Origin of the sequence: Spirosoma aerolatum (assembly GCF_002056795.1) — a bacterium.
Classification (GTDB): domain Bacteria; phylum Bacteroidota; class Bacteroidia; order Cytophagales; family Spirosomataceae; genus Spirosoma; species Spirosoma aerolatum.
This window is the reverse complement of sequence record NZ_CP020104.1, coordinates 2,079,007-2,105,157: the sequence shown is the minus strand read 5'-3', so window position 1 is coordinate 2,105,157 and position 26,151 is coordinate 2,079,007. Positions and strand designations below refer to the sequence as shown.

Genomic DNA, 26,151 nt, shown 5'->3' with positions numbered 1-26,151 from the left:
ATCGTAGCATAAAAATCAGGGTTCCTTCCAAAACGAAATAAAACTGAAATGAAGATTGTAGTACTGGACGGATATACCCTGAACCCCGGCGATCTGACCTGGGAAGGTATTGAAACATTAGGCGAACTGACCGTATATGATCGCACACCATCCGATAAAGTCCTGGAGCGGGCCAAAGACGCTGAAGTTATTTTTACGAACAAAACCCCATTGGGTGAAGAGGTGCTGGAAAACCTGCCAGCCCTGAAGTTTATTGGCGTACTGGCAACGGGCTACAACATCGTCAATACGGAAGTGGCCAAACAAAAAGGCATCCTGGTCAGCAATGTACCTGGCTACGGAACCGCGTCGGTCGTACAGATGACCTTTGCGCTGCTGCTCGAACTGACTCAGCATGTCAAGCATCATAGCGACACCGTAAAAGATGGCAAATGGGCTAAATCGGCGGATTGGTGTTATTGGGACTATCCGCTTATCGAGTTGGCGGGCAAAACAATGGGAATCATCGGATTTGGCAGTATCGGGGAGAAAGTTGGCGATATTGCGACGGCTTTTGGGATGAACATTCTCGGCTCTAAACGCCACCAGACCGACCAATCGCACCGCCCCAATTTCCGCTGGGCCGACGTACCGGAAATTCTGGCGCAATCGGATGTGGTCAGTATTCATTGCCCGCTAACCCCCGAAACAAAAGGCCTGATCAATCTGGAAAATCTGAAGCGGATGAAGCCTACCGCGTTCCTGCTCAATACATCCCGAGGGCCAATCATTGTCGATCAGGACCTGGCCGATGCGCTCAACAACGATGTCATTGCCGGAGCCGGTATCGATGTACTATCGGTCGAGCCACCTGCCGCCGACAATCCGCTGTTTACGGCCAAAAATTGCCTGATTACCCCGCACATTGCCTGGGCCACCAAAGAAGCCCGTTCCCGACTGATGGACATTACGGTGGCAAATCTGGCTGCTTTTATAGCTGGGAACCCCGTTAATGTAGTCAATAACTAGTCTATTTGTAATGAAACAAGTCCGCGTTCTTATTGCCCCCAATGCCTTTAAACATAGCCTGAATGCGCAGGATGCCGCCCGCGCCATTCAGGAAGGATTTCAACAAAGCACCCTCGACTGTGTGTGTGAGTGTTTCCCCATCGGCGACGGGGGCGATGGAACGGGCGAACTGATGATTTGGACGCATAACGGCCAACGAATCCCGGCCGAAGTCGATGATCCGTTTGGGCGAAAAATAACCGCTTCGTTCGGGCTGGTTGCCAATGGACAAACCGCCATTATTGAAATGGCCAGCGCATCGGGGCTTCACCGGGTTAAACCCAATGAACTAAATCCGCTAAAGGCAACATCGTTTGGTACAGGCGAACTTATTAAACAGGCACTCGATCAGGGCGTTACGCAACTTGTGCTGGCTATCGGAGGCTCAGCGACCGTCGATGGGGGAACGGGAATTTTGCGGGCCCTAGGGGTTCGCTTCCTGAATGCATCGGGGAATGAACTTACTGAACCGGGGAGCTTTACCGACATCACAACGATTGACGTTTCGGGCCTGGACCCACGTGCGTTAACCTGCGATATCTCGATTCTGTGCGATGTCGATAATACCTTATTGGGCGATCAGGGTTCAGCGGCTGTATTTGGCCCCCAAAAAGGCGCTACGCCCGAAGCCGTAAAAATACTGGATGCAGGGCTGGCTACCCTGGCAAACGTAGCTCAGGGCTTAACGGGCATCGACATGGCAGCTGTTAAGCATGGTGGAGCAGCTGGGGGCGTATCGGCCGGACTTTATACGTTCCTGAAGGCCAAGCTCATCAATGGGATCGATTTCTTTCTGGATTTCACCAATTTTAACGAAGCCGTTGCCAATGCCGATCTGGTTATTACGGGCGAAGGAAGCATTGACGAACAGACCTTGCATGGCAAGGGGCCCTTTGGTGTCGCATTCCGGGCGAAAGCTAACCAATTACCCGTTATTGGCCTTGCCGGAAAAATACCCCTCGATCAGCATGACGGGTTGAGTCAGTATTTTGATATGTTGCTGGCTATCGGCAACGGGCCAACTGATCTGCCTACGGCTCTCAAAAACACCGAGCAAAACCTGGTCCGAACTGCACGACAGATTGGTAACCTCCTTGCAAACAGAATCTGATAACGAACACTTGCAGCGGGTTGTACTTCCCAACAAATTAATAACCTATAAAAACAAAAAAGTCCGACCGCTGACGAATCGAACTTAATTCACACTATCAGTAACATTAAATCATTCTTTTGACGCAAGGGAAAACATTTAGTCACACAAAAACGAAAAAAAATTAAAGATTATTCAGTCAGTTCAAAACGTGCTGGGCACAGAGGCTGTATATCTTCTCACGGCTTCGCTTGAGCCGCATTTTAACCGCACTGGGTTTGAGATCGTATAGTTGGGCAATTTCGTCAATACTCATCCCATCCTCATACTTCAATCGCAGCAGCGCCCTTTCTTTTTGTGAAAGCTTACCCATTGCCTGCTTCACAATATGGAGTGTTTCTTCGTGCAAATGCGTATCTGTTGATTCAGCTCTATTTTCCTCCAGTTCTTCTTCGATGGCTGTTGTCGGAAGCCGTTTAGCCAGCCGCAATTGATCCGAACAATAATTAAAAGCAATAGAATAAAGCCAGGTTGAAAAACTTGACCGCTCCTGAAACGCATCAAGCTTATTAAATACCTTTATAAAAATGTCGTGTGTAAAGTCCTGAGCCTGGTCAGCGTCTTTGGTCATTGATAAACAACGACGATAAACCTTATTAACATATCGATTATAAAGTGTCTCAAAACATTGATTAGGCTGCGATGGTAAACATTGACGAAGTAGCTCTTCATCAGTCAATGAAGTGAACATGCGTTAGGGTTAAACAACAAGTTGGTGTACACTAATTATAAAATCTAAATTTAAGTACGTGTGATTTCCTTCTTTAGATCAAAAAAGCCGTTCTGAGTAACAATTTATTTACTGAGCGGTGGATATATGATTAAAATACAAATTATGAATCATCTATCAGTTACATTAATCAAATAAATCCTACTAATAGTACAAAAGCAAGAACGAGGTCACAAGGCCTCGTTCTTGCTCCAATTGCTGATGGTTTATCGAATTACTCAGGCAAATGACCTACTTCCTCAAGCTGCCCTACGTAGATTTTCTCTTTAATGAAGGCCGTTGCAATCAGGTATAGAACAAAGTTAACGGCCATCAACCCCACAAAGAACCAGTAATAGCTGGCCCCTTCGAAGCGGGAGAAAAACCCTTTGTTTGCAATACTCTGGTTCACGAATGATACAAATAAGTTACCCGCTGAAATCACCAGCAGGTAAAACGACGACATCAGGCTTTTAATGGCTTTGGGCGAATGCGTATAGGCATATTCCAGACTAGTTACTGACACAAGTACTTCACTGGCCGATAAAACCAGATAGGCCAGAATCTGCCACCAGACGGTTGGATGCTGCCCTGCATCGATCCGCTCCTGCAATTGGGCAATAATGACAAATGATATACCAGCCAGCAAAAAGCCTGCTCCCATTTTACGAAGAGGAGTCACTTTAACGCCCAGCCGCTCCAGCAACGGATAAACCCCGTAGGTAAAAATCGGTATCATGGTTACCAGAAAAAAGGGATTCACGGTTTGCACCTGCTCGGGCAATACCGTAAACCCGTCTACCAGGGTTAAGTCGAGCTTTGTTGCCTGCAACACCCACTCGGATAGGTTCTGATCCCAGAGTGCCCAGAATACCGGAATGAAGATGAAGACAGATAGCACCCGCCCCATAGCACCCAGATTCTCTTTCCACATTTGTACGTCAGCCAGGGCGTTTTTCAGACCAATCGGTGGCACTTTAACGTAGCGATCACGACCCAGCCAGAAAATCAGTGTCGCCAATGCCATCAGGATACCCGGTACCCCAAAGGCAACACTAGCTCCGTAGTTGGCATATAAATACGGTATGAGCATGGTCGATATGACTGATCCGGAGTTGATGCTGAAATAAAACCATCCGTATATTTTCGACATCAGGTGCTGATTCGACTCGTCGAACTGGTCGCCCACATTAGCCGATACGCACGACTTAATCCCGCCCGCTCCGATAGCAATCAGTAACAATCCGTAGGTAAACCACTCCAGGTCTGTGTCGAACAGTGCCAGGAATAGGTGCCCTACGCAATAAATCATCGACACGTACAGAATCACTTTGTACTTTCCGAAAAACCAGTCGGCCACCAGCCCACCGATCAAGGGCATAAAGTAAGCCAGTGCTACAAAAAAATGAACCTGGTCATTAGCCTTGGCCTCAGCCACCGATTGCAGTGCCGGATTATGCGTGGGATTAAAAAACTGAGCTACCAGAAAGGTACTGAGAATGGAGCGCATGCCATAGAAACTGAACCGTTCGGCAGCTTCATTGCCAATAATAAAAGGGATACTCCGGGGATATTTAGCAGCAGATTTTGCGTCGGCTTGAGCTGGTGTAGCGTCCATTCAGTTTTGAGAATCGATTAGTTTGCCAAAGAATAAGGGTAAATAACGAAAAAATAGCTGTAAATATACCCTCATCCCCGAAAAGTGGCAAGCCGATCAAAACAAGGGGTTATACGCCCAGCAATCGTCCAGAGGGCTGTTTCCAGCTAACCCTGTCACTATGTATCCCCTCGATCCAATGGCAAATCCAACGGCTTTTGTGCGGGAAGCACCTTCAAAAGAGCCTTTTACCGCCCAGGAATCACGGCCTGGGTCATATGCCAGCACATTCTTATCAGTGGTATTACCCGGTACGACATAGCCAATGCCATTGACAGTAAAACTTACTCCATATGCGCTGGACGGTATCGATTCGGGCAAACTTTGCCGTTGGGTCCAGGTATCTTGGTCCATGTCGTATTGCCATAAATCGTTACGGACGTTTCCGGCTGAACTACCCATACCCACATAGGCCAGGTTATTGACCACAAACGCTATAGCCCCTACACGAGCCGTATTGCTAAAGTATTTTCGCTGCGTCCAGATATTAGCCGAAGGGTTGTAGCGCCATAGATCAGTCCGCTCGCTTCCATCAAAGCCCAACCCAATAAAACCGACATCATACAGACTAAAGCCAACTGCCGATCGACGGGCTGTTCCACTAAAATCGGCCACACGCTGCCAGTTATTGGCATAGGTGTCATAGGCATACATATCCCGAAATAAGTTACCCTGCGCATCGGCCCCTGTACCCAGATACCCCTTGGTTCCGATGGCAAAACCAACGGCTTCACTACGCGCTTTTCCAGGAAACGACGCTTTCTGTGTCCAGGCATTACTAGCTGGGTCGTAAGCCCAGAAATCTGTCAGCGCATTTTTCGACGCATCCTGGCCCGTTCCTACATACGCAGTATTACCAATCACAAAGCTAACGGCTCCCGAGCGCCCTACGCCCTCCAACTCCGATTTTACCGTCCAGTCCCCCAATGTGGTGTTTACTGAAGTCGTTTCAGTACAGCCGTTCAGTAGGATCAGCAAGCCGACGCATATGCTGATTCGTAGAAGCCTGATTTTCATAGATCAAACAGCATTTTGGTTAAAAAGAATGTTTTTACGCTAACGAATCGTTGCCAAACAGGCCAACTTAGTCTATTTTGAACCAACGTTTCACTGTGTCTCTGTTGCTCTCTATTGCTGAATTCTATTATGCTTCTTCCCTTCGACTTTCGGAAAGATCCCTATTTGATTCTCGACTTCTCGGCTACCAATCCCGATCTCGATCAGCTCGACCTAACCGATACGGCAGTTTTTACCGACTATGTCTTTGGTAAACTGAAAATAACTGGTGCTCAGGTAGGCGTGGGAGGGTATAACGAACATCGGGTCATTTACCGCCGAAGTCCGCACTTCAATGACGTCGAAGCCGAACCCCGTGAAATTCACCTCGGTATCGACCTCTGGGCGGAAGCCGGAACCCCCGTCTTGGCTCCCTTAACTGGAATCGTCCACAGTTTTCAGGACAACGCCCATTTTGGTGACTATGGGCCTACCATCATTCTGGAACACCACGCTACGGCATCTCAACCACGTTACTCACTCTACGGGCATCTGACCCGCCAATCACTGGAAGGGTTGTATGAAGGAAAAGTTTTTAATGCCGGTGACAAGTTAGGTGAGATAGGCCCCTACCCCGAAAATGGCGACTGGCCCCCGCATCTGCATTTTCAGCTGATGACCGACATGCTGGGTCTCAAAGGCGATTTTCCGGGTGTATGCTCGGTAGCTGATCGGGAAAAATTCCTCGCCATCTGCCCCAATCCGAATCGGTTGCTAGGGATTGAAGGCCTGTAAACTTACTTCATTAGAAACTCCACAACGGCTTTGGCAAATTCGGGCGTTCGCATAGCCCCTCCGTGATTACCCGGTACAATGACCAGCCGCGAGCCCGGAATGGCATCGACCAGGGTTTGCGGATCGCCGTTGTCTTTGTCCTGATCACCATTCACAACCAATACCGGAATCCTGATCTTCGCCAGTTCGGCTTTGGTGGTTACGGGCTGAAACTCCTGCAAACGCGCCAGCACCACCGTATCGGCACCCGCTTTTTTGGCATTATCGACAGCGGGCTGTAGCTCGGGATGACTTCCGGGTTTGGTCAGGGCTTCGAAGAAATTTCGACGGCGAATCCAGTTAGGGTCCGAAAAATCAACACTGATCCCCCCCATCACTGCCCGGCGCACCTGTTTATCCATCGTCAGCAGTTTAGCCGTCAGAATAGCCCCACGCGAGTAACCCACTACGTCATAGTTTTTCAGGCCCAGGTGTTTCATTAATGCCATCACATCCTTCAGCTCGGTATTATCACGATAGGCCTCGGCCCCGTGTGGTTTGTCAGACAGCCCATTACCCCGTAAATCGAGCATTACTACTTTAAAACCAGCATCGGCCAGAGCCTGCCGCACCGCCGACCGTTTCCAGCTTTCACTGGTACTGATAAAGCCATGCAGTAGTACCACAGGCTTGCCTTCTCCCAGTATATCGTAATGAATTTGGGTGCCATCAAATGAGGTAAAGAGCGGCTCCCGATTCGTTTGAGCATGAACAAGACTAGCCGTGAGGAAGCAGATGGTCAGTAGTAGTGATTTCATACAGTCGAAGTAGTTGGTTATTCCCGGTAGTCAGTTTGCCATCAGGAACAGGCCAATAAGCCTAACCTTTCGGCATTCTACCGGGTTATCTCTATGAAAACCAACAACTCAACAGCATGAAAACGATATTCGATCATCCTGTCGCAACCGACACAGGCGTTATTGGCTCCCGAATCGACCGTATTGATCCCGATATTTTTCGAAACCAGAGCGGCCCCGCTGTCGATGACGAAGATGGCCTGGATGAAGATATGGCCGACGACGAGCCTAGCGAGGAATTATATGATGAACCATTGGATGAAGATGGTGATCCCACTGGTGAGCATGATCATCACCAGGACGATAATTATGCCTTAGGTGGCCATGTCACGCGTTCCGGCTCATAATCAACAGTCCTGAAAGGATACCAAAGCCTTTCAGGACGACAACCAAATCATTTTATGAATACAGACAACAACACATATAATCCTGCCGATGACGATAACCAGGGCGTCGTGCAGGTACTGGCACAAAGCGAAGCCTCAAACACAGGCATTCCTCAGAACGGCCCTTTAAGTCCTATAACCGCATCAGGCCCCGAACCCGAAAAAGCCGAAGTAGCCGATTTGGACAGTGACTCGGGTGTGAACGACGACCTATTGGCCGAAGAGACCGTAGAAGAAGGTGACGTAGAAATAGAGAATGAAAAATGACTCCCAACGCATTAGCTCTACTGGTAATTCGCCTTGGCCTAGGCATTAATATGCTTATGCATGGCCTTGTGCGTATTCCTAAACTAGCTGCTTTTGTAGCGAAAACAGAAGCTGGTTTTGCCCAAACAATTCTACCGCCCATACTCACGAAAGCCTTTCTGTATCCCCTTCCGTTTGTTGAACTTACAGTCGGCCTGCTGATCTTGGTAGGCGGTCAGTTCGGTAAGTGGGGTTATTTTTTAGGTGGTTTGACGGTAAGTGCGCTTTTATTCGGCACAACGCTGAAAGAAGATTGGACTGTTGCCAGCACACAATTAATTTATATCATCGCTTTTTACCTCGCACTCAACGGCTTGGAAGAATCCGGGCGAAATCGTTTCCGTTAATTCAAAAAATCATTCCAACGCTCATTCAGCTTGGGGAGTCTGTATAGGAAACAAACCAAGTGTACAATGAAATCAACGTTCAAGGTAATCGCCATTTTGGCAGGCAGTTTATTCACCTTTTCAGCTTGTAATCAGGACAACGTACCCCTCCAGCCCGGACTACCGTACCAATCCTCTTTCCAGACTGGACCAGATGGGTGGTTGGCCGGGATTACCGACTTTGGAAAGGCGCAGGCAGACATTATGGAGTTTAAAGCAGCGTGGAAAGGGCTGCCTGCACCATTAGACACCACCCGTAAATCGCTCATGCTGTCGAGTATGAATCGGAGTGACGATGCCTTCATGTTCATTAAAAAGAAAGTGGTCGGTTTACAGCCCAACAAGGAGTACAAGCTGGTGTTCAGCATTGAACTAGCCTCGCAGTATGGTGAGAACTCCGTTGGTATCGGTGGCTCGCCGGGGGGCAGTGTATTCCTCAAAGCAGGCGCTTCCATTACTGAACCCGTAAGCGTGTTGAAAGATGACTTCTATTCGCTCAACATCGACAAGGGTGCCCAAAACAACGATGGTAAAGATGCTATTCGGCTAGGCAATATCGCCACCAGCGACGATTCGGAAGGGTATACGCTTATCACACGTACGAATACCGATAAGCCGTTCAGCATAACTACCAACGACAAAGGGGAGCTTTGGCTGCTAATCGGTACCGACTCGGGTTTTGAGGGCTTAACAACGCTGTATTACAGCAAGGTAAACGTAACGATCCAGTAGTAAGGCTTATTGTCAAGATCACGCCACCCGTGCCATTACAGATTCGTAATGGCATGGGTGTTTTTTTATGTAACGTCTGATTTTCAGAAACTTCACCGGGTCAGATACTCACAGCTGACTCCATAGTTTTTATTTATGGTCACATTTTCCCAAAGCCGTCACGTTGTCCTGATCGAGTTGCCAGCAGTTGCCATACACATCGCTGTATACCACCGTAAAATGGTATGATGTATCCTGCACAATATGTAGCATGGTTTCGGCAATCGATTCATTGCCTGTTATTTCGCCCAGCTTAATTTCCCCCTCGCTTTTAATCACGTTCCCCCGCGACAGGCCGCCATAAAAGAAGTTCACGTGCGCGGTTTTCCCTTTGGATGTGGTCTCGCTAAGGTGCTGAATCTGTTCATTAATGAGTTCGTACGCGTCTTTATAGGCTTTACCCTGATACCGCAGGCTCGTTGACTTAATGACGGCTGGCCCAATCCCGTTATTGACGACGTTCCAGACGAAACTATCATTTGCTTTGGTGTAATCGGCCTGAACATAAGGCCATACGGATGCGTCCTGCTGTTCACGAGCAATCTTCGTCTGGAAGATCGACACCACCAGGGCCGCTAAACTCAGGAACGTTGCCGAGATACCGAGGAGCAGTTCAATATTGAAACGTGATTTGGTAGAAGCCATAACCCGATAGGCTATTCGTAGAAAATACCCCTGAAATAACGGAAAGTTTCCGATATTTGTCCAGCCTGCCCGGAACGTACCTATCCGGCAAATTGTTAAAAATACATTGCACTGGTTCTTTACTACCAGTCAATTAACCGAGACTATGAGCAAGGACGTTGAAATTTTAGAGAGTATTACCAACGCCGAGTATAAATATGGATTCGAGACGTTGATTGAGGCCGATGAAGCTCCTCCAGGTCTTGATGAAGATATTATCCGTTTTATTTCTGCGAAGAAACAGGAACCTGAGTGGCTGCTCGAAAGTCGGTTGAAAGCATTTCGGATGTGGCAGGAAATGACCGAGCCAACCTGGCCTAATGTTCATTATCCGAAAATCGACTATCAGTCAATCAAGTACTATTCGGCTCCCAAACAAAAGAAAACCGTTAATTCCCTCGACGAAATCGATCCTGAGTTGCTGGATACGTTCAACCGGCTCGGTATTTCACTAAGCGAACAGAAACGGCTCGCTGGTGTCGTGGATGAACCTCAGGGCGACCGTCCACGGGTAGCGGTCGATGCTGTTATGGATTCCGTTTCGGTAGCAACAACCTTTAAGAAAGACCTCGCTGAGCGTGGCATTATCTTCTGCTCGATTACCGAAGCTGTTCATGAACACCCCGAACTGGTCAGGAAATACCTGGGTTCGGTAGTGCCAGCCAAAGATAATTACTTTGCCGCCCTGAATGCAGCCGTCTTCACCGACGGTTCATTCTGCTACATTCCAAAAGGGGTTCGGTGCCCGATGGAGCTATCTACGTATTTCCGCATCAATGCCGCCGGAACCGGGCAGTTTGAACGGACGCTGATCATTGCCGACGAAGGTTCGTATGTAAGTTACCTCGAAGGGTGTACAGCCCCAATGCGCGACGAAAATCAGCTCCATGCGGCTGTTGTTGAGCTGGTTGCTCATGCCGATGCCGAAATCAAATACTCGACGGTGCAGAACTGGTATCCAGGCGACAAAGATGGCAAAGGTGGTATTTATAACTTCGTCACCAAGCGCGGCATCTGCGACGGCCCGAACGCCAAAATTTCGTGGACGCAGGTGGAAACCGGATCGGCCATTACCTGGAAATACCCATCGGTCATTCTGAAAGGCGACAACTCTATCGGTGAGTTTTACTCGGTGGCGGTTACCAACAATATGCAGCAGGCCGACACGGGAACGAAAATGATCCATATTGGTAAGAACACCAAAAGCCGGATCGTATCCAAAGGAATTTCGGCGGGTAAAAGCCAGAACTCGTATCGGGGGTTGGTAGAGGTAATGAAACGTGCCGAAAACGCCCGCAACTACTCGCAATGCGACTCGTTGCTGCTGGGTGATAAATGTGGAGCGCACACCTTCCCGTATCTGGAAGTAAAAAATCCAACGGCCACCGTCGAGCACGAAGCAACAACCTCGAAAATTGGCGAAGACCAGTTGTTCTACTGCAACCAGCGCGGCATCCCGACAGAGCAGGCCGTAGCCTTGATCATCAACGGATACGCTAAAGAAGTACTGAACCAACTGCCGATGGAGTTTGCCGTTGAAGCCCAGAAACTACTCGCTATCAGTCTGGAAGGCAGCGTCGGCTAAGAGTTTTTATAATTTCACCTACCTTGAAAGCCTCTACGCAAAACGTGGAGGCTTTTCATTAGCCCCGATTGCTTCCTGGTCTACTTTAGCTAAACCTTTATTAGCCCACCAATCTTTGTCGCTTCTAATCGATACAATCCTGAGTCTCTGGCTGCCAGTTTATCCGAAATGCCGACATTAATCAAAATACTACCCTCCTGACAACCAGCCTAAACTACCAAACAAGTGCATGGTAATCAATAGGATATAACATAGGTTGAATGCCGTCACTGGACCATCGAGAACCAATTGAACAGGCTGTTAGTGTGCCATTCTTAGATAGGTTTCGGGGAGCCGAGCACACTGTCATCAGTCGTGGCTGACTGCTCAGGTTTTAGTCTAGTGACATCAAGCAGGTCTACTTTGGAGAAACCGTAATCGATTACCACCGATTAACGTGCGCGGTGTCAAACATTTTTAGCTCACGCGCCGTCAGAGTCAGACTAAGCGACATCGGCGCCGATCCAACTTCTGTAAAGCTTTCGCTGTATTGCACGCAGTAAACATCCGTTAGTTCAAGTTTTTTCTGTACTTGTTCGGAATCGATATTCCGAAACTCGATCTGAGCCGACTCTTTCTTGCCATCGGCATCAACCATCCACTCCCAAAGCTGCTTCATGGTGTCCATACCCGAAGGAGTAATCTGCACAAATACGGTTCCACCAAATACTTTGGAGGCAATGCGTCCTTTGTCGTCGATGGATTGAGAAAGTGAAAAATTACAGGAATTTACGGGGATTGCGTCGTCCCCTGTGGGCCCACCTGCCCACGAAAAATAAGCGTCGAAACTGGAAGCAAAATCTGGCATGGCTGTCTGTGTTAATTTGTTAGTTAGCTAATAAAATCAATCGATCCCGAACGGAATAGCCATTGTAAGGGCCAATGGTTGCGATAGCTGACAACCGATCAGTTAGTTCGCCTAACAACGTTGTGGACCTCGAATCAGCTCTTTGGTTGATTCCTATTGTCCCTCCGACACTAACACTACCCGGCATCACATGTCTTTTAACAAACAGGTTTAGAAGCGGACTGCGCCTAAATGCTCTTCTATTAGGAGGATGCAAGGTATAGGGTCTACACACTGACTCATAAACCTGGCTATTATTGCTATTGTAAAGTATAACAAAAACATCGCCTTGCTCAGCTAGATCAACAAAGACCTCTCCCCTCAACAATGGCAAACCAACTGTTTCAAAAATTTTGATTAACCCCAATCCACCCTGTCTAAGCCTAACATGGGTATGAAGGATGGGGCTAACCCAAATTTCCAAATACCACCCCGGTGGATAAGGGCGTGCATTTTCATCCTGTAAAATGATTTTTAACGTGGTCATCTAAGTGCTTTTAATTAAGGCGCTAACTGATAAACTCCTGATAATAAGCTTTAAAAATTAAAACCTGAACAATAACCCGGCACTTAACCCTAAGCTATTCATCACAACATTCGTGCTGGGTTGCTGGCTAACATAGGTACCATCGCTGCGGGTACTCGTTGTATAATCGCCCTCATCGTTATACTCGATAAGTGATTTGTAGGAAATGGGATTTCCACCCCGTTGGGTCTGGACGGATAAATAAAGTCGTTCCTTTGGTTTGAATGACTGGTTGTAGGCAACCAATTCAGCAAAGCCACGTACCCCCTGGCTAAATCGAAACTGCACACCCAAAGCGACCTGATATCCTATAGCCAAGCTGTTTTCCTGATAATTTGTGGTATAGTCTGTAGTTGTAGTCGATACAGTATTAGGCATGTAGACAGCATTCTGATTGATTTTGTAATCAAACACGACACCGCCGATCAGACCAACCCGATTGTAAATAAAATAACCAGGTCGGGAGAGTGCCTTAAAGGTGATATTGGGAATGATTGACACGACGCTAAACGTAGTCCTCGTTTCGCTCGACGATGTTTTCGATGTACTGGCAGTTGTTAATTTATCGCCAAAGAGCATATCGGCGTCAAGTCCGATATTGATGAATTCATTCACGATTATGCCAATCCCAATACCAGCCCGTGGTCCGGCGCCCAATCCCTTAGTATTGGTTTTGAACGACGTGATCGATGTAGTGGCCCCCGGTGTTGTACTCACTCCCCGCTGCGAGCCCGGTGTTAGCAAGCTGTAAAAACCATAAACTTTCACATAAAAGGGAGATTCTGCCACCTTAGGATTATGCGGACTGATTGCGGGCATTCCCGAACTTTCCATAGGTACTTGTGTATTCTTTGCGATAAACGTTTGGGCATGCGCAGTAAGTAAACTGGCAATCAGGCCAATAGAGAGTATATAATACCGATAGATAGTCATTTTTTGTGGGGGAATGAATATGGATTGAATGAATTCGAAAATGATGTTTATTCGCCTGTTACGCCTGGCGTACTCCATTTGATCAGCGACGGCCCCGGATAAATGTCCGCAACTCGTCTTTCGAGGTATCGAAATCGAACGCATCGGTAATCTGATCGTAATTATCACGGTCCGTTACATAACTGTAGGCATATTTTGCAAGGGGCAGTTTCTCGGAATCGAACGTAAAAAGAGCCAGTAATTCCAGAATCTGGTCGGTGCTGAAACAGCGTTTGGTAGCCAGAGCGGCTTTCAGAATTTTAGGCTTTTCAGAATCAAAGGCAGCCGCTTCTACCCGCTCTTTGATGCGATCCAGGTCGGCACTACTCACCACGCAATCAACTCGATTGGGCGTTGCGTAGACATTACCCTGGCTTTGGTAAGCAGGTTGGGCTTCTCCTACGTATCGGAAATGCGTACCTAATCGGACACTGCTGACCCGGTCGGTTAGCTGCAACGACTCAAAACTTCGCTGCATGCCCATTTGCCGCACCATCATGATGGCAGTGGCCGTGCGCTCCTGCTGGTTCTGAGAGGCCACTACATTGGAACCCCAAAGCTGAAGCTGATCGCCTGTGCGATAAACAGTATATACTTCCGTTTTGCCATTTACATCGGCATAGACTTCGTTGCCCTGCTGTCGGTACGTGCCCGACTCGCCGTTCATCCGAAACGTACCATTCGGCAAAAACTCGGCCACCAGCCGATTTCGGGCCGGTTTTGACCCAAAATGCGGTTGTTTTACTTCCAGGATTCCGGCTTTCAGGATCGTGGTAATTTCGAGCGAAACTTCCTCCGCTTCCCATCGGCCTGTTAGGGTCTGCGCAGAAACAGATACGCCAAGGAATAGACTGAATAACAGTAGCCATACATTATTATTCATAATGGATAAATGGGTTATTGATCAGCCATTTGCTGGCTTCTCAGATGAGCAATGGCTTGAATAATGACGTGCAATTCGCTTAGTTCTTCCGTAGGCCCGCCCCCTGATTCAAAGGTGGTAACCTGTCCGGTTTCGTGAAAAAAACAGCCCATTACACATGTATGCGTTGGCCAGTTTTCAATCTTTACCCGGAAGCCGTCCGGCCGGATACTTTTCAGCACATCGCGACTCCGGGTGTAACGCATGGGTAAAGAATGCTCCAGAAAATAGCTTACATGCAGATCAAGCGTATCCAATGCCGACGAGTCGTTGGGGTCAGTCGACTCAATCAACGTAATAAGGGCTGGTGCATCAAACATCGTCTAAATGGATTACTCGTCGTATTGGGTAACGAATGATGGTCGTCAATAGCATATCGGACCTACAAAGCAATAGCTGTTAAAACACCCAACCGATAGACACGCCCGGCAGAATGGTAGCCAAATGAATCCGAAACAAAAAGCCACTGTACGCTGTGTATCGATAACCGATCAGAAATGAGGGCATATAATTCCAATCCGGTTTGTCATAATCAAACCCATTACTTTGCCCACTTGATGATACCAGTCGGGTCGGTGCTCGCCGAAAAACCCCGGCAAACCCAAGTTCAACCATAGCCCGGCCCCGGCCTGTACCATACGTCAGGTAATGCGGCACTGTTTGCCCGGTTATACTAACCACAGGGCCAGTGAATCCTTCGGCAATACCAATACCGGCGTTGATATACTGATGTCGATCATCAAAAGCCCGGTAATCGTCGGTAAACCGGAAAGAAGCATGTACTTGTGCACCTATACCCTGCGTAGCGCCCAACAAGTCGGCCGATAGTCCTACCCGCATCCGATGGGGTAATACCTGAGCTTTAGCAGTCAGCCCCAACAGGAGCATACTACTAACAAGAACGAAAACGTTCATACAATGATGTGTAGAAAATAGCCTAACGATAATTAATATACGTTATCTCCGTACTATTTAGAATCTTTGGCATAAGAAGCGGCTCAGCAAAGGAGTACCTAGTTCAGTTGACCCGTTTATACACCGAAATCGGGTATACTTCGGATGCTTTGGTGGCTTTGCTGATATTGATATATTCCCCATCGCCCCCACTGGTTCCGTTCACTTCAACGGCCCAGCCTTTTGCTTCCTTGAGTTTGTCGGCTTCCGATAGTCCGGCAATGATATTGTTACCGATTGCCGTCAATTGGTCGCCCGTAATCGTCACTTTGGCAGTTTCAGTAGAGGCTCCATAGCGTAGCGTGAGCTGATCGCCGACGAGTGTATAGGTATAGGCACGTGATAGGCCACTGGTCGTCCCATCACTTTTAAACTCGATTGTATTCGCAGAACTGAGTTTGCGGGTACCCGTTTTGTCATACTGGCTCCCATTAACCTCATACACAATGCGATATTGGTAGGCTTGCTGCTGCCATTTGCCAACAATGTTAGGCGTTACGTCAGACTCTTTCTTACAGGCTATTGCCAGTATACACACAAGAAGTCCAATACAGATAGAGAATAAACTTGTTTTCATGATTACTAATGATTTGTTATGCCTCTACAAGGCAGTTGATGATTAGGGTTTTCATTAATTAATCTAAGTTGTATGATACAAGTTTGATTCTAGAGCGTATGCAAGTAGAAATAAGACAAGCTTGATCAGGAAACCCGCTTCGGTAACGGCATGAATCTTTTGAGGAAATCGCAACTTGACTTGACTAAAAGCTTGTTCGATTGCCTGACGACGCATCTTCTTGTAAGCGGCTATCCAAATCGGGTCAGCCCGATGACTATTACTCTTGCGTTGAATCTGTAAGGAAATCTGTTCACAATCAGCGTACAGTTCCTCTTGTTCGTAGTCGGTGTAGGCAGCATCACCAAACACCTCGCTACCTGCGGGCAAATGCAAATGCATCATCTGAAGAGCTGTTATATCCGCGTACGAACCCGGAAGAATAAAAAATTGCACGGGCTGCTTAGTACTGGTGGTCACTACTTGCACCCGATACCCAAAGAAGAACCGTCGTTTGGAAGCAATTTTGCCTCGATACTCTTCCCCCTTGACCAACCGTGAACGGCTGATGCGAATATTATCGCAAACCGATACAGGAAATGAATCAATTAGATACTGACTGCTCACATTCAAGGCTTTAAAGAAGTCGGCCAAATAATAAAATAAGACACTCAAGGTATGAGCGAGTCGATGCAACCGGCGATTAAAGGCCGACTTTTCCAGCATAAGGACACCCTGCTTGTCCGCCATATAGAGCATGGCTGAAGCTTGGTTGCCCCCAAAGAAACGAGCCGATATGATGGCGGTAGTCAACACAATGCTGTCTGTTACTTTAGGTTTAGCTTGTGGTTTGGTCGATCTAGGGTGATTGGTTTCTAGAAAGAAATCATCTAGAAAGCAGTAAATTGCCACTACTTTTTCAGACATAGTCAGAGCGGGTTACTGATGTTTTCGCACCTCAAAGGTACTCTTGCTCTTGGCTATGTCTTTTTTCTTGGTGTCCCATCAAGCTATTTTCATACAACTTAGATTAATTAGGGCAAGTTGAAATGTCAGTAGCATTTGTTTGATGGAGCTATTGTTTTACCGTCCGCAAGCACTGGCTTCAATGAATTACCATCCGGGTACTTTATTGCATAGTTGAGATAGTAGCCACACCCAGTATCCTCAACGCCGATTACTCCCTTTTCAAAATTTGTTAAGTAGGCTCTGTTTCCTTCATAATACGAAGTGGTTGAAGTTGGCAATCCTAGCCAACCTGTATCGTAGCCAGTTGAACCATACAATGTTTGAGTCTTCCCCCAAAACGCCTGTGCTCCTGTAGTTGAACTCCAATAAATCTGCCCACTCTTAAAGACATTGTAACGTCCCCGTTTGCTGGTCAAATCCAGTTCATCCGTTGTTGGATAGCCTAAAACGCCATCCCATCTGTTCAGTGAAGTGTATTTTTTATAAATCTCTCCGTACAAGGTTACGGCTTCACTTACAGCAGTTGATTTGAGAATGATTCCCTTTTCAAATTCAGCGTAAACGCAGCCACTTCCACAAACTTTCATATCGGAAGTAGGATAGCCCAACGCACCATTTTTGAACGTTTCCTGGCCTAAGGCATCATATTTACTGACCAGATCGGGGGCGGCTAGCCCAAACGTTCCGGTACTGGACTGATAAATGGCTAGCGTTTTTCCGTTGTAGCTGTAGTACTGTACATAGCCGTTTCCGCCCTTTGTTTTCTGAGGCTCACCAACTTTGGTTATATTCTGGGTATCCCAACCTAAGGCCTTGTACTTGTCGGAAAACAAAGTGGAAAGGCCTGTATCGACAGAGCTGTCTCTTTTCTTGCAGGATACCCCAATGCTAAGGAGGGCGATCCAGATGAGGGGTTTGAAAAATCGGAACTGATTCATGGTGGATTGAGCAAAAGCCTGTTTGTTTATGACAAAACTACTTCGGCTCCATGCGCCCGTAAATCCCATAAAAGGGGGATAAGTCCATCTGGTAACGTAATCCTAGCGTCTATCAGTCACCATAAGAAGCCTGTCGTTGCATCTGATTTGCCAGCCTGCAAGGCCACACCTAACTGGTAAACCCAAGGTGTATTGGTATCGAAGCCATGACAGCCCTTTATCAATGTCGCAAATTTACAATGGCCGACTTGCGTTGCTGGTTAGATTGCCTCCGGCAAACTTCTTTTTCAATGCACTTATCCACATATTACAAGGAACGGTTTTATCTGTTAATTTTTCTTTTAAGCACCATCGGGGCTCAAGCTCAAATCTATACCTATCCATTCTCGAATGGCCGGGCCGAATTACCCGCCTTTAGCCCGACAAAAAATAAACCCATCTGGGCAACGTATTCGATTCGCAATCCCCAGACAAAATCAGTGGAGGTCATTCTGTTTCAGGAAATAGACCAACTGATTATCTATAAGATGGATCAGGGAAAATTGACCTTGTTGGGGCAGTCGGGTTGGCTCTATCCATCTCCTGCCCTTCAGTTTGACCAATATCCAGAGTTTGGCCTGCTTCACCGAAACGGGTTTCTGTTTCGGATTCCTCCGAAGCAAACCATTCAGATACGGGTCGTTTACCTGAATCGAACCTCGGACATCAATAACGCCAATAGCCTTTTCTACCCACTCCTGTTCAGCCGGGAAGGCTATCAGCATTTTCAGAACCATCAGCTTACCAAGCATTTACAGACTCGTTATCTGGGAATGATTTTTATTGGCAGCCTGCTGATTATGTTTTTATACACGATCATGCAGTACGTTATTCTGGGCGATCGGGTACTTTCCTATTACGCCCTGTATGTTCTTCTGGTACTTCTACGGAGCATGATGGCCGACGATTACATGCATTTTATAGACCATTGGCCCTTGCTTCGGCCGATTGGTTTTGTGAGCCGTCACTCCCTGAGCTTTCTATACTGGTCACTGGCGGCTTACGGATTGTTTCTGTGCGAATATATTCAGCTATCGACCCGAGCGCCCTATGCCAATGCCGTTCATCGGATATCGATTGGTATCTTCATCTTGCTGGGTCTTGGCGATATACTGGTAGTAGTTGACAAGTTTACTGTTCCGGTTTGGCAACAGTTTCACCGAATCACCGACATTGGATTGGTTCTGTTCGGGTTATATACCCTTTACACAATCGGTCGTCTTTATGATACCGTTACCAAGTTTTTATTTTGGGGCATTCTGTTCTTCTTACTGAGTGGCATTGCTTCGATTATCAATCGTTTTATTTTCTGGGGTTCATCAACCCTGTACGATGCTGAAGTAGCCATTTTTATAACAGGGTATATACTGGAAATGGTAACGTTCGCGCTAGGCATCGCCCAAAGGCATGAGCTAATTCGTCAGGAAAAACTACAAATGCAGCAATTATGGATTGAACAACTTCAGGAAAATGAGCGTAAACAGACCCGGCTCAACAACCTGCGCGACGAGATTGCCCGTGACCTCCACGATGAAATGGGTTCACAACTAAGCGCCATCAGCATTCTGAGTCAAACAACGGCCAGACTCGTTTTGGACCCACGGGTTCGGCAAAGACTGTCAGCCATTGGCCAGACCTCCCGGCAGGTGATGGATTCAATGCGGGAAATTGTCTGGAGCTTGAATTCAACCAGTGATTCACTGGCCCCCATTGGACTGCGGATTCAGGACATTGCATATTCACTTTTCAACGAAACCTCCGTCAACCTTCATCTTGATCTGGGCAACAGCAACACCTCGATCTGCCTAACGGAGAAACAGAAACGGGAGATATGCCTCATTAGCCGGGAATGCCTCACCAACATCATCCGACATGCCAAAGCAACACAGGTGAGTATATCTCTCCAGATTAGCCCCAACCTCCTGCAGTTAATTATTTCAGACAATGGACTAGGTTTTGACAGGACAACGAATAGCCCAGGATCAGGCTTACGAAATCTTTGGCAACGAGCCGAGAATCTGAATGCCGATTTACGAATCGAGTCAACACGCGGGCAAGGCACCACCATTACGCTACACTGCCCCCTGGAAACAGAAAGTCCGCTACACCGATTACCTTTCAAAACAATTTCGTCTTAAGACTAGATAGTTAGGTAGTACAGACCGAAACCCCATGAGCACATTTCAGATTGATTTTCCAGGAACGCCCAACCAGTTTACCAGCAAGGCTGGTACAGCCATAAAAGAAAAAGGAGGTACATTCGACGGTAACGAATCGAAAGGCACATTCCATATTAAAACAGCGATTGGCGCTGTGGAAGGTACTTATGAAATAATGGGTACTCCGACTGGCCCTAAAACGCCTATTTCGGTTACGATTACTAAAAAACCATTAATCGTTTCGACCAACAAAATCAAAGACGCCATTAGTGATTTCTTTTGATGGTTCTAGCTGTTAGGGCCGATATTTGGCAATCGCTTCGACTACTGAATGCACGTGCAGCTTTTCGTAAATGCGCTTGATATGTGTTCGGACGGTTTCAATACCAACGCCTAACTCGGCTGCGACGAGTTTGTAGCTTAGCCCCTGGGCCAGATAGTGGAGCACTTGACTTTCACGGGCGGTCAACTGGTCGAGATTGGCACTCTGACCGGCCCGCGCTGGAAATGTCTGAATTACTTTCCGGGCAATACTGGGCGACATAGGAGCTCCGCCCGCATAAACCGACTGGATAGCCTCGGTGATCTGGTCGGGTGTTGTACTCTTGAGTAAATAACCTGAAGCTCCTGCACACAAGGCCCGGAATACACGGTCATCGTCGTCAAATACCGTCAGCATTAGTACCTCCACAGTCGGAAACTCCCGATGGATGCTCATAACGGCCTGAATCCCATCCCGGCCAGGCATGTCGATGTCCATCAGAACAACATCGGGCTGGTATTGATATACCTGATCATTTGCCCGCACACAATCGCCAAATGCACCTACCAGCACACACTCGTCGGCATCATCAACCAGCGTACTTAATGCGTCACGCAGCGGAGCATTGTCTTCATAAATCAGGACTCGAATCGGCATAAGAAAAAAGTGAATGAGCGAACGAACGCATAGCTGAGTTCTTCCATCCTCTACAGTCGGGTAAAGATACGGGCAATCCAGCACCAAAAGGTATCCCATTTTCGGGGGATACGCCAGGAGGGTAACTCGTGTAAAACCTTACACGGGAAAACGTATGGTAAGTATTGTGCCCTGCCCAGGTTCAGACCGTATAGCGAGTGTGCCATTCAACAGAGCCGCCCGATTTTGCATATTCCGCAATCCATTGCCGCCCGAAGGGTTCAAAAGCACCGGATGCTGCGGGTCAAATCCCCGGCCATTATCGTTCACCTCTAGACATAGGAAACTTCCTTCACAACGCAACCGGACACTAACCCGGCTCGCCTGGGCATACTTGGCAGCATTTGTAATGGCTTCTTTATAAATCAGAAAAAAATCCCGCCGATTTTCTGCCGATAAGCGTATCTGTCGCACCTCGTCCGAAATATCAACCTGCCAGGAAACCTGTTCAGAATTATCATTACCCGTTGCAAAAAGTGCCGACGCGACATCAGTCATCCGGGCAATTACCTGCGTCATGGAATCGTGATTGGGATTAATACTCCAGACGATGTCGCCCATCGAATCCATCACCTGCCGGGCCGTCTGCCCGATTCGATCAAGCGTCGCCTGTGCTTTAGCCGGATCTTTGGTTACAGAACGCTGGGCACTCTGGCTCAGGATACTAATACTACTGAGGTAACTTCCCATATCGTCGTGCAGATCACGGGCAATCCGGTCACGGGTTTGCTGCAGGCGAAGGAATTGCCGGATACGATACCGATACAGCAAATAAAGGCCTGCTCCTACAAAGATCATCCCATAGACGAACATCATCGGTAAAAACCACCAACGTAGCCATAATGGTGACTCAACGATAATTTTCAGCCGAGCGGGCTTTATATATGAGTGCTCGGCATCATAAATTTCAGCCAGCAATTCACCGTTGGGTAAGTTAGGCAATACCAGGAAAGTATCACGTGTTATGATAAAACGGGGCAGTATTCCCTTTACACTATAGCGATATAACGTACCTGCCTCCGGCGACCTGAATCCTATGATGAGGTTGTTATTTCGAAAGTTTAAATGCACAACAGAATCCCCTCGGGCATAAGAAAACTGCTCCTGCTCCGCATAGGAACGACGTACGGATTCTACCCCTGTAATGACTACCCTCTGCGAATAGCCTGCATTAATCGCACCACTAAGAAGCAGTAATACCAGACTCACCCAGCGTAACATAATTACCTTTTCCTAAACATAAACCCGATGGCAAAGAAGCTATAAGCGATTGCTCCTACGATGACAACCAGCGTATCAGCGAAGTAATATAAATCCAACGATGTTTCGATAAAATAATTCAGGAAACAGGCCCTACCTGCTTTAAAAACACTCCAGATAAAAAATCCTACATGATAGTACAATCCCCCATCATGCCGAAGTGATATGGCTACTGGCAGTTCAAAAAGCCTGATTAGACTTACAAATGCATATACAGCAAGCAATAGCCATGCTAACGTCTCAGTAACGGTATTGATATGGTTAAATCCGACCCATCCGATTACTTCAGCAGGAATACCGACAGTCACTAACAGAGCAATTAGTATTATCAGCCATTGCGGGCTCAGTATTGGCGCGTAGAAATAGGCACCAATCCATAAAACAAAAACGGTAAAGAAGTAATGAATGAAATGATTTCGAATGGACTGAAAACGCAACATGGTTGCCACAATCTCAAGCAACAGCATCATTAGCAAGAAGCTAACAAGACCTCGTTCGCGTCTGCTTAATCGGTTCCAGTAGCGTACTCCAACCCCAATCGGCCACAGAATAAAGGCCGTAAAGACATACCAAATCCAATCCAGAATATCGTATAGAGACACACCCTCAAAAATTAACTAATGGTCTCGTTACAGGGCTGGCGAGGTGGACACTCAGTAGGATCTGAGTCATCTTTTACATGACTACCGCACATGTAAAAAGCATTGCTCCCTGTATTTGGGTTAGCATCGATAAACTGTAATATCATAATCCGCACACGTCCTGAATGGGTAGGTATAGTAGGATCGAGCCCATCATTATTCATACCCATCCGAATGAGAATATTTTTTGCCTTCCCTAGATATTGGGCATCGGTTAGTAGCAGTCTAAACGTTTCAATATCTAACGCATAGCCACGTAAATCAGCATCTTCAGGTTTGTTTAAATCAGTGGTTACCGAATCAGCGAACCGTTTTAGTAAGGTTCGGGCTGCATTCACCGACAGTTGTCGGGTAAAATTTAGCAAATAATGGCCTACGGTTTTTCGACCGCCCCGCCCATTACTGATGGCTTTACGGTATGGATTATCAACCAGATCGGCCGAAGGTGTTTGTGGGGCTTGCCACCAGAATGACCCTGAAATGACCAATTGAGGAACCAGACAGGCATCAAGACCAAAACAGACTTTAACAGTCTGGCAATTAGCCCTTTCGAAGTACCGAAGTGTTCGTAAGATAGTCGCCTTACTAACAGTCAGACAAATGATTGAAGGAAGCGGTTCACAATCTATACGGTTCTGTGCCTTTCGACTATAGATAAGAAAATTACGCAGGTAACCCAGAAAATCGGGTAAACGTCCTGGTGCTGTGGTCAGGTTTGTTAATTTTTCCTGCTGCAAAATTACTGAATCAGGATTTCCAACATAGTTTGTAAAAAACTCAAACGCTGCTTGCTGAGCCGCGTCTATGGTATTCGATGGAGTCATAGTATGGAGAAAATTTAGAACGTTATAAAGTAGATGTACTGAAATTGAGCTGGTCGATAGCTTTCTGAATCAAAGTCCAGTTGGGCAAAGAGGCAGAATATCCGACATTATTTTCCAGTATAGACACCTGCTGACCAGCAGACCGAAGAAGTTGCTTTAATTCCATTGGCCTCAGAAATCGTCCTCGACTACGCGCATAAGCCTGAGCCCGCATAGCTAATCCCGCTATGGAAGCAGTGGCTCCTGACGATTCATCGAAGTTTTCAGCCGGAGGTTTTGCATAACAGGTTACAGCAGTTCCATAATTACTCTGAAACTGTTTCCCATCATTATCAACTCCACCAACAATAATACCTGGCCAGTTAGTTATGCCATATTTTGTTGCCAGCCTAGCAAGCCGATCGTCAATATTGTTTCTAACTCTCTTGCTGCCCCCCGCCGAAAACAATACCGTAACCTCTTTCGCTTCCAGCCATCGAGTAATTAGAAAAACGGCCATATCATAAATAGCTGGAAACTTGATCTCCTCATAAGTAGCTGATTCTGAAATAAACAACACATCGCCTTTCGTCAAGCTAAGTACTACCGGACTGCTAAATGCCATGTTAAAACGAACATTAGCTCCGTAAAATCCTTCCTTATAAATCCGAAGTTTCGACGGATAGTCCAGACTTACATAGGCGGTGCTCAGGCTGTCGTCACTCATAGCTGTAGCTGCCTTTGCTACCCTCAAAGAATCTTTAGCATGCTGATTTACAAAATCCGAAGGAAGACTGTCCAGAAACGTAAACAGAGCTTCCACTGAGCCTTGTTGCTTAGCCCACGTCTCCATGATAAACTCAACGGACCCTGGAGCCGAGGCAATTGGCCGACATAAATGAACAAGTCGCTGGCGACTGGCTTTACGAAGCAAATTAGAATATACAACTGGCCGTTGCCTGCCAATGATATTGTCTGGTAATAGCTTTACACTAGGCTGTAAGGCTTGGGGCATTGGCTTCTGAAAAAGATCATTCTTTGAAAAATGTCCAGTTGCCAACCAATCCTGATTCCCATTTCCGGAAAGCCCTAATTGCGCATACCTAAAACCCTCAAAATCAGGCGCTACTTTCATATAACTAACCGTCTTACCAATGCGACACATCAGACACCCGAACATTTTTTGGTCATCTTTTGGCACATTGTCGGCTATAACCTCTGCATGGTCATCGAAGGCCCAAACCCAACCAGGATCATCTTGAGCATTAGCAGGTTGAAAGTCAAAGATTCCGGCGACTATTTTTGGGTGATAGGTTAATACGTCACCTTGTAAATACAACTTCTTTAACGTGTCTGATGCCTCAGGAAATAAGATATAATCGCCCAGATTTATTGTAAGATTCATTTCCATGCTAAACGGTTCAGACGTGTGGATAAGTGTTAGATTGTAAACCAGCGAAAATCTAGGTACTATTATTAAAACTATTTTAATTTTAGGACGAGCAACTCACCTGACTTTACTTAAAGGTAAGTTTACTGGTATAAGTCCTAGTCCAGTATTGGAAAACACGGGGCTAGGACTTTATGTGCCTACCGAGTCAGAACGGAAAGAGCTTCCTTGCTTACCAATTTTGCCAATCCTTCTACCTTATTACCTAACCCCTTATCGGGCAGCAGCAAGGCGACATTCTGTAAGCTTTGTGCCATCAGCAGGTCGTTAATGCCCGACTTCACATTGATCACCCAGTCGGGTCCGGGTGTAGGGTCTGGCTTAACGGGGGCAAATTCACCAAGCAACTGGAGTAATTTTTCCCAATGATGTGGATAAGTAGGGCATGGATCGTCATCGTACGATTTCACAACAACATTCGCTTCGCCTTTTTGAACTGACTTTACCACCAAACTGCGCCCTAGTTGTCGAATCTCTTTGGTCAGTACCGGCTGCTTCAGCTCATGAGCAATATCTCTTAACATAAAACCAAGTACCCGGTTCAACAAGGAATCAACAGGCCCAGGACAGTTTTTGCATCCATCAACCCATTCAGGGTGAAAGGTTAATAGTTGCTCAGCACGATTAAAAACCAGTAAGTTTGCCATTGTAAATACGATTTAGGGTGTGTAGACTTGATTAGAACGCACAAAAAAGCTATGATTAAAGTGAACTTAAACTCTTTGACTACACCAAAGGTCATAGATAGAATACCTTGTGGAAATCCCATAAAAAGGGGATACAAAAAGGGGACAGCCAGCTGGATTCGCT

The 26,151-nt window shown here is 46.9% G+C and carries 30 protein-coding genes; 10 read left to right on the top strand and 20 right to left on the bottom strand.

Annotated features, from left to right (window positions below; translation table 11 throughout):
* Positions 1 to 48 precede the first annotated feature (48 nt).
* Together B5M13_RS08520 and B5M13_RS08515 are read left to right on the top strand one after the other, a co-directional pair.
* Positions 49 to 1,008: a D-2-hydroxyacid dehydrogenase gene (locus B5M13_RS08520; RefSeq protein WP_080055276.1), complete on the top strand. Its 960-nt coding sequence runs from the start codon at positions 49 to 51 to the stop codon at positions 1,006 to 1,008.
* Positions 1,009 to 1,018: 10 nt separating this feature from the next.
* Positions 1,019 to 2,158, top strand: coding sequence for a glycerate kinase (locus B5M13_RS08515; protein ID WP_080055275.1), 1,140 nt, complete (start codon positions 1,019 to 1,021; stop codon positions 2,156 to 2,158).
* Between the two features lie 178 nt (positions 2,159 to 2,336).
* Here the strand turns inward: B5M13_RS08515 and B5M13_RS08510 are convergent, their stop codons facing one another.
* From B5M13_RS08510 to B5M13_RS08500, 3 genes are all read right to left on the bottom strand, one after another.
* Positions 2,337 to 2,888, bottom strand: coding sequence for an RNA polymerase sigma factor (locus B5M13_RS08510; RefSeq protein ID WP_080055274.1), 552 nt, complete (start codon positions 2,886 to 2,888; stop codon positions 2,337 to 2,339).
* A gap of 253 nt (positions 2,889 to 3,141) precedes the next feature.
* The gene (locus tag B5M13_RS08505; protein WP_080055273.1) at positions 3,142 to 4,524 is read right to left on the bottom strand and encodes a POT family MFS transporter; all 1,383 of its coding nucleotides are present in this window, start codon (positions 4,522 to 4,524) and stop codon (positions 3,142 to 3,144) included.
* 96 nt (positions 4,525 to 4,620) lie between these two features.
* Positions 4,621 to 5,580: a Kelch repeat-containing protein gene (locus tag B5M13_RS08500; RefSeq protein WP_245859858.1), complete on the bottom strand. Its 960-nt coding sequence runs from the start codon at positions 5,578 to 5,580 to the stop codon at positions 4,621 to 4,623.
* 129 nt (positions 5,581 to 5,709) lie between these two features.
* On the opposite strand from B5M13_RS08500, the gene B5M13_RS08495 reads away from it, so the two are divergent.
* Entirely contained in the window at positions 5,710 to 6,354 is a 645-nt protein-coding gene (locus B5M13_RS08495; RefSeq protein WP_080059846.1) for a peptidoglycan DD-metalloendopeptidase family protein, read from the top strand.
* Between the two features lie 2 nt (positions 6,355 to 6,356).
* Here B5M13_RS08495 and B5M13_RS08490 read toward each other — a convergent pair whose 3' ends face one another.
* Complete coding sequence (locus B5M13_RS08490; RefSeq protein ID WP_080055272.1) at positions 6,357 to 7,151, bottom strand: alpha/beta fold hydrolase; 795 nt, start codon at positions 7,149 to 7,151, stop codon at positions 6,357 to 6,359.
* A gap of 116 nt (positions 7,152 to 7,267) precedes the next feature.
* On the opposite strand from B5M13_RS08490, the gene B5M13_RS08485 reads away from it, so the two are divergent.
* The 4 genes from B5M13_RS08485 (at position 7,268) to B5M13_RS08470 (ending at position 9,000) form a co-directional block, all read left to right on the top strand.
* Positions 7,268 to 7,537 carry a hypothetical protein gene (locus B5M13_RS08485; RefSeq protein ID WP_080055271.1) on the top strand — a complete coding sequence of 90 codons (270 nt, stop codon included), beginning with the start codon at positions 7,268 to 7,270 and terminating at the stop codon, positions 7,535 to 7,537.
* A 54-nt stretch (positions 7,538 to 7,591) separates the two neighbouring features.
* Positions 7,592 to 7,843 (top strand): hypothetical protein, encoded by a 252-nt coding sequence (locus tag B5M13_RS08480; RefSeq protein ID WP_080055270.1) that lies wholly within the window; start codon positions 7,592 to 7,594, stop codon positions 7,841 to 7,843.
* A gap of 68 nt (positions 7,844 to 7,911) precedes the next feature.
* A complete protein-coding gene (locus tag B5M13_RS08475; protein WP_317046989.1) occupies positions 7,912 to 8,229 on the top strand; it encodes a DoxX family protein in 318 nt (105 codons plus the stop codon).
* 66 nt (positions 8,230 to 8,295) lie between these two features.
* Positions 8,296 to 9,000 (top strand): hypothetical protein, encoded by a 705-nt coding sequence (locus B5M13_RS08470; protein WP_080055268.1) that lies wholly within the window; start codon positions 8,296 to 8,298, stop codon positions 8,998 to 9,000.
* A gap of 129 nt (positions 9,001 to 9,129) precedes the next feature.
* On the opposite strand, the gene B5M13_RS08465 is transcribed toward B5M13_RS08470, so the two are convergent.
* Positions 9,130 to 9,684 carry a hypothetical protein gene (locus B5M13_RS08465; RefSeq protein ID WP_080055267.1) on the bottom strand — a complete coding sequence of 185 codons (555 nt, stop codon included), beginning with the start codon at positions 9,682 to 9,684 and terminating at the stop codon, positions 9,130 to 9,132.
* A gap of 145 nt (positions 9,685 to 9,829) precedes the next feature.
* On the opposite strand from B5M13_RS08465, the gene sufB reads away from it, so the two are divergent.
* Positions 9,830 to 11,308 (top strand): Fe-S cluster assembly protein SufB, encoded by a 1,479-nt coding sequence (gene sufB / locus B5M13_RS08460; RefSeq protein WP_080055266.1) that lies wholly within the window; start codon positions 9,830 to 9,832, stop codon positions 11,306 to 11,308.
* A gap of 421 nt (positions 11,309 to 11,729) precedes the next feature.
* Here sufB and tssD read toward each other — a convergent pair whose 3' ends face one another.
* From tssD to B5M13_RS08415, 9 genes are all read right to left on the bottom strand, one after another.
* Positions 11,730 to 12,155, bottom strand: coding sequence for a type VI secretion system tube protein TssD (gene tssD, locus B5M13_RS08455; RefSeq protein WP_080055265.1), 426 nt, complete (start codon positions 12,153 to 12,155; stop codon positions 11,730 to 11,732).
* Between the two features lie 19 nt (positions 12,156 to 12,174).
* Positions 12,175 to 12,681 (bottom strand): hypothetical protein, encoded by a 507-nt coding sequence (locus B5M13_RS08450; RefSeq protein WP_080055264.1) that lies wholly within the window; start codon positions 12,679 to 12,681, stop codon positions 12,175 to 12,177.
* A 57-nt stretch (positions 12,682 to 12,738) separates the two neighbouring features.
* Positions 12,739 to 13,653, bottom strand: coding sequence for a hypothetical protein (locus tag B5M13_RS08445; protein ID WP_080055263.1), 915 nt, complete (start codon positions 13,651 to 13,653; stop codon positions 12,739 to 12,741).
* Positions 13,654 to 13,735: 82 nt separating this feature from the next.
* Positions 13,736 to 14,575, bottom strand: coding sequence for a DUF4476 domain-containing protein (locus B5M13_RS08440; RefSeq protein WP_080055262.1), 840 nt, complete (start codon positions 14,573 to 14,575; stop codon positions 13,736 to 13,738).
* 14 nt (positions 14,576 to 14,589) lie between these two features.
* Positions 14,590 to 14,934 carry a hypothetical protein gene (locus B5M13_RS08435; protein ID WP_080055261.1) on the bottom strand — a complete coding sequence of 115 codons (345 nt, stop codon included), beginning with the start codon at positions 14,932 to 14,934 and terminating at the stop codon, positions 14,590 to 14,592.
* 79 nt (positions 14,935 to 15,013) lie between these two features.
* A complete protein-coding gene (locus B5M13_RS08430) occupies positions 15,014 to 15,529 on the bottom strand; it encodes a hypothetical protein (RefSeq protein WP_080055260.1) in 516 nt (171 codons plus the stop codon).
* Positions 15,530 to 15,632: 103 nt separating this feature from the next.
* A complete protein-coding gene (locus B5M13_RS08425) occupies positions 15,633 to 16,145 on the bottom strand; it encodes a lipocalin family protein (RefSeq protein WP_080055259.1) in 513 nt (170 codons plus the stop codon).
* Between the two features lie 63 nt (positions 16,146 to 16,208).
* Positions 16,209 to 17,051: an IS982 family transposase gene (locus tag B5M13_RS08420; RefSeq protein WP_080054324.1), complete on the bottom strand. Its 843-nt coding sequence runs from the start codon at positions 17,049 to 17,051 to the stop codon at positions 16,209 to 16,211.
* 125 nt (positions 17,052 to 17,176) lie between these two features.
* On the bottom strand, positions 17,177 to 18,031 hold the full coding sequence (locus B5M13_RS08415; protein WP_170061101.1) for an LGFP repeat-containing protein: 855 nt from the start codon (positions 18,029 to 18,031) through the stop codon (positions 17,177 to 17,179).
* A 290-nt stretch (positions 18,032 to 18,321) separates the two neighbouring features.
* Between B5M13_RS08415 and B5M13_RS08410 the strand changes: the two genes are divergently transcribed.
* Together B5M13_RS08410 and B5M13_RS08405 are read left to right on the top strand one after the other, a co-directional pair.
* The gene (locus B5M13_RS08410) at positions 18,322 to 20,208 is read left to right on the top strand and encodes a sensor histidine kinase (RefSeq protein ID WP_170061100.1); all 1,887 of its coding nucleotides are present in this window, start codon (positions 18,322 to 18,324) and stop codon (positions 20,206 to 20,208) included.
* 34 nt (positions 20,209 to 20,242) lie between these two features.
* Positions 20,243 to 20,512 carry a hypothetical protein gene (locus B5M13_RS08405; RefSeq protein WP_080055256.1) on the top strand — a complete coding sequence of 90 codons (270 nt, stop codon included), beginning with the start codon at positions 20,243 to 20,245 and terminating at the stop codon, positions 20,510 to 20,512.
* Between the two features lie 12 nt (positions 20,513 to 20,524).
* Here B5M13_RS08405 and B5M13_RS08400 read toward each other — a convergent pair whose 3' ends face one another.
* The 6 genes from B5M13_RS08400 to B5M13_RS08375 form a co-directional block, all read right to left on the bottom strand.
* On the bottom strand, positions 20,525 to 21,148 hold the full coding sequence (locus B5M13_RS08400) for a response regulator (RefSeq protein WP_080055255.1): 624 nt from the start codon (positions 21,146 to 21,148) through the stop codon (positions 20,525 to 20,527).
* 138 nt (positions 21,149 to 21,286) lie between these two features.
* Entirely contained in the window at positions 21,287 to 22,408 is a 1,122-nt protein-coding gene (locus B5M13_RS08395) for a sensor histidine kinase (protein WP_080055254.1), read from the bottom strand.
* Between the two features lie 2 nt (positions 22,409 to 22,410).
* A complete protein-coding gene (locus tag B5M13_RS08390; protein WP_080055253.1) occupies positions 22,411 to 22,917 on the bottom strand; it encodes a hypothetical protein in 507 nt (168 codons plus the stop codon).
* Between the two features lie 143 nt (positions 22,918 to 23,060).
* Positions 23,061 to 23,912 (bottom strand): hypothetical protein, encoded by an 852-nt coding sequence (locus B5M13_RS08385; protein ID WP_080055252.1) that lies wholly within the window; start codon positions 23,910 to 23,912, stop codon positions 23,061 to 23,063.
* 22 nt (positions 23,913 to 23,934) lie between these two features.
* Entirely contained in the window at positions 23,935 to 25,302 is a 1,368-nt protein-coding gene (locus B5M13_RS08380) for a S8/S53 family peptidase (protein ID WP_080055251.1), read from the bottom strand.
* Between the two features lie 179 nt (positions 25,303 to 25,481).
* Positions 25,482 to 25,988: a hypothetical protein gene (locus B5M13_RS08375; protein WP_080055250.1), complete on the bottom strand. Its 507-nt coding sequence runs from the start codon at positions 25,986 to 25,988 to the stop codon at positions 25,482 to 25,484.
* Positions 25,989 to 26,151: the final 163 nt, after the last annotated feature.